Here is a 3,670-nt window from a genome sequence, read left to right as displayed (position 1 = left end):
ATCTGATTTTAGCAAATTCAGGATTACCGTATCACCATCTTCAACAAATGAGACGGGAATTTGTGTGTAGTACGTTGTGCTCACATATCTCCCCCCAAGCGGGGGAAAAAGCCCCGGAAAAGCAACAGAAGCTTGAGCCATGGCCTTTGCAGTACCATTGAAAAGGAGTGGCCTTTTCTCCACCAAATCCAGGAGTTCGATATAGATGCCGGTATAAACCGTGTTTGAGAAAGATTCAAACCAGCGAAAACTTTCCCAGTTAGCCAGATGGCCGGCAGTCGTCCAGCGGGCACAGTAGGCTATTTCTTTTCCCCTGGTAGTGCCTCCTTTACAACTTCCGGCATAAGCTCTTTCCATGACCTTGAGGGGATCTTCAAAAGTTTTCAAAAAATCCAGAACAATTTCAGCAGCTTTTCTCTTGCTAAATTCCTTAGCAGAGATGGTGTACAAGCCCGCAATGCCGTTCAGGATAATTCCCGTTGTTTTTTCTTTTCGTAAATATTTACGTATGTACGGAATAGCCATAAGTCCTGAAAGCCCAAATCCCCCAGCGTGAAGATTCATACTCTTATTTCCCTCTTCTTAAGTAGGCCTTTTGTATAAGTGTAAGAACTTTCCATTAATTCAAAGGATTCTCTGAATTTCAAAGTGCCAATATGCGAAACCGGTGGAATAATGAGAAAATCAGCTTTTTCCTCTTCTCTACGCAAGGTTGACAATTTCTCCGTTATAGCTTCATTAATCGTAGTAAGAATCTGGTTTGAAGTTTCGGGTTTCTTTGGGCTATGTTGCTTTTCCATCAAGTTCACCGCCACGACATATTCAGCTCCAAGTTTCCTGGCAGCGGAAACAGGCAGGTTATTCAACGTTCCCCCATCTACCAACAATCTTCCTTGCAACTTTATGGGAGGAAAAATTCCTGGAATTGACATAGAAGCCTCCACAGCCTCCAGAAGCCTTCCAGAAGAAAGAAAAACATCCTCTCCACTGTTCAGATCACAGGCAATACAGCAAAAGGGTATTTTCACATCTTCAAAGCGGAATCTCTTCAAATAATGCCTGAAGATGCCGAAATAAATCCACGATGGTAATACGGATATCCTTGAAGACATATACCAGCAACCAAGTTTAGCGAAAAAAGGAGAATATTTGTGATCAAGGGCAGAAAAATCAAAAGGGAAGAATTTCAAAGCCCTTTTGTAAACCTTATGTGCGTACCTCCACAATAACGAAGCATCCCCTAAAAGAGCATAGCCAGCGCCAACAACGGCCCCTATACTAACCCCAACGATGAAATCGGGTCTAAAACCCGCTTCTTCAAGGGCTTTTATCACTCCTACATGTGCTGCGCCTTTCGCTCCGCCTCCACTGAGCACAAGGGCTTTTCTCATGATTTTCTCAGCGTATCCTCCTTAAAATGGGTTAAATCTATTTCATGGACGTATTCAACAAATATCCTTGCTATTTGCGGATCGAACTGAGTTCCAGCGTTTTTTATGATTTCTTCAAGAGCTTCTTCGAAGCTTATAGGTGCTCTATATGGCCTGTTGCTTCTCATTGCATCGTATGCATCGACGATCGAAAGGATTCGCGACAGCAGTGGAATTTCCTCGCCTTTAAGGCCTTCAGGGTATCCCTTGCCATCCCAGCGCTCATGATGCGCGGCGATAATAGGGATCATTTTCTTTAGAGAGCGAAAGTTCTTTAACATATCCACCCCCGTTTTTACATGTTCCCTTATGATTTGCAGTTCGTAAGCATTCAATTTTCCGGTTTTTAACAGGATCTCTCTCGGTACACCTATCTTCCCGATATCATGCAACAACGCAGCCCATTTTAGTGTGTTGAGTTCATCCTCATTCAAATTCAATCTTTTTCCAAGCATAATTGCATAGTTAGCTACACGAACACTATGGCCGCTTGTATAGGGATCCCCTGTTTCAAGAGCCCTTACAAGGGCATAGATAACTTCCTCTTTTGCCTGGTTTTCCAGTTCAGTAACCTGCCTCATTCTGAAAAACTGGGAAGCGATTTTTCCAAGATATTCGAGTTTTATCCTGGAACTCTCTGAAAATTCTGTGTCTTTTTTCGTATCAAGGCTTATGTTTCCAAGATATTCTCCGTTGACGTAATAGCCAACCATCAAAGATACCTTGATTTCTGAAGCCCCGGCTTTTATAAAAGCTTTCTGGTACTTCTCAGGCAATTCTTTCTTGTTGTAATCAGAAATATTTTTGACAACAATGGCTTTTTCTTTGGCATTAATCATATATTCTGCAGGAATTTTCAGATCATACAGCGAACTGTCATATCCTCTCACAGCCCTGAACTTCCAGAAGCCATCAGAAATCACCGAAACACACCCGCTATCAGCTTCTGGAATGAATTCAAGTGCAAGATCAAGCAGTTTTTCAAAAAATATGCGGTCTGAGACATTTGGATTCATTTCCGCAAATGTAGCAACTGCATCAAGGAGGAGTTTGTTGAGTTCCTCGACGTGTATTTCGCTTTTATGGAGCTTTGATTTTATAATCCGGTAAGAAAAAACGGCTGTCAATGCTCCAAGGGTAGAGATGCCAATAATTATAATGCCAACTGTTAGCAATCGCTTTGCTTTTTCTTCATTAATCGAAGGCATGAGATATTTACCGAACCATTTCTCAAGAACTGAATAATAAGTGCTTTCTTTGTCCTTTAATTGTTTCTGAAAAAAATTATCCAGAGAAGCTTTGAGTCCCTGGCGTTTTTTGCTCAGCCCGATATAAAGATCCACCGAACCAAGTTTTTCAATAACCATCTTCAAGCCACGGCCATTATTCAGATAATAAGTGCTCAAGCTATAATTCAGCAAGCCGGCATCAATATTCCCTGCCATTATTGAATTTACAATCTCTTCGTAAGATCGGTAATAAACTTTCTTAACAATGACATTTTCCGTGGTGAGAAACTTATCCAGAAAGGTTTCGTGAATGTCCTTTACAAGCACGCCTATCTTTTTGTCAGAGAGTTGTTGAATTGAAACAATATTAGAAGTATTCTTGACAATTACAACTCCATGATTAGTGAAAAGAGGCGTGTTGTTGAAGGCCATAAATTTCTCACGTTCAGGCGATTTTGCGGCACTTAGAAGCAAATCAATTTCATTGTTTTTTATCTTCTCAAGCAAATCAGGAAATTCCCCGTAAACAAAGCTGAGCTCATATCCTGAAGCTAAAGCCCAATCTTTGGCAAGATCTACAAAGAATCCCTTAGGGGTGTTTCCATCCATATAATTTAATGGGGCATTTTGGTATACACCAACAAGAAGCAAATCACTAGCAAATAAAGAAGTGCTTATCAGGAGTATAAATAAAATAATGATTCGCTTTAACTTGAGCATTTTTATATGATTTCACCTTCCAATATACCTATTTAAGACAATTATATATAATAATACATAGTTATTATAGTGTTATTCATAGAGTTTTGTTTAGCCAAAAAAATTGATCATGATATCTTTTGCCTTTGGTTTAGCAGTCTGGTGCTCATTCAGGAAAGCAGACAAGCTTCCTTACATCTGCAATTAGAGAAAGGTGCAGGTACCGCTATTGATATTGACTTCCTCCTTTTGAGTTTGGTTCGAAGTCTTGATTGTTTCCGATTTTGTGTATTCGTATTCAACAGAACAATA

General features: G+C 40.2%; 3 protein-coding genes. All 3 read right to left on the bottom strand.

The annotated features are described in order from the left end of the window. On the bottom strand, positions 1-564 hold a 564-nt coding region (locus AC3LHT_RS09590), incomplete at its 3' end, for a hypothetical protein (protein WP_488662731.1). Then, positions 561-1,391, bottom strand: a complete 831-nt coding sequence (locus tag AC3LHT_RS09585; protein WP_290645855.1) for a patatin-like phospholipase family protein — start codon at positions 1,389-1,391, stop codon at positions 561-563. The genes AC3LHT_RS09585 and AC3LHT_RS09590, both read right to left, overlap by 4 nt. Further along, the gene (locus AC3LHT_RS09580; RefSeq protein WP_488662730.1) at positions 1,388-3,379 is read right to left on the bottom strand and encodes an HD domain-containing phosphohydrolase; all 1,992 of its coding nucleotides are present in this window, start codon (positions 3,377-3,379) and stop codon (positions 1,388-1,390) included. The genes AC3LHT_RS09585 and AC3LHT_RS09580 overlap by 4 nt, the downstream gene beginning before the upstream one ends. Between the last annotated feature and the right edge of the window lie 291 nt (positions 3,380-3,670).

The sequence above is a fragment of the Kosmotoga sp. genome (assembly GCF_982836095.1).
Note: the sequence above shows the minus strand (reverse complement) of the source record. Positions and strands in the feature narration are given on the sequence as shown.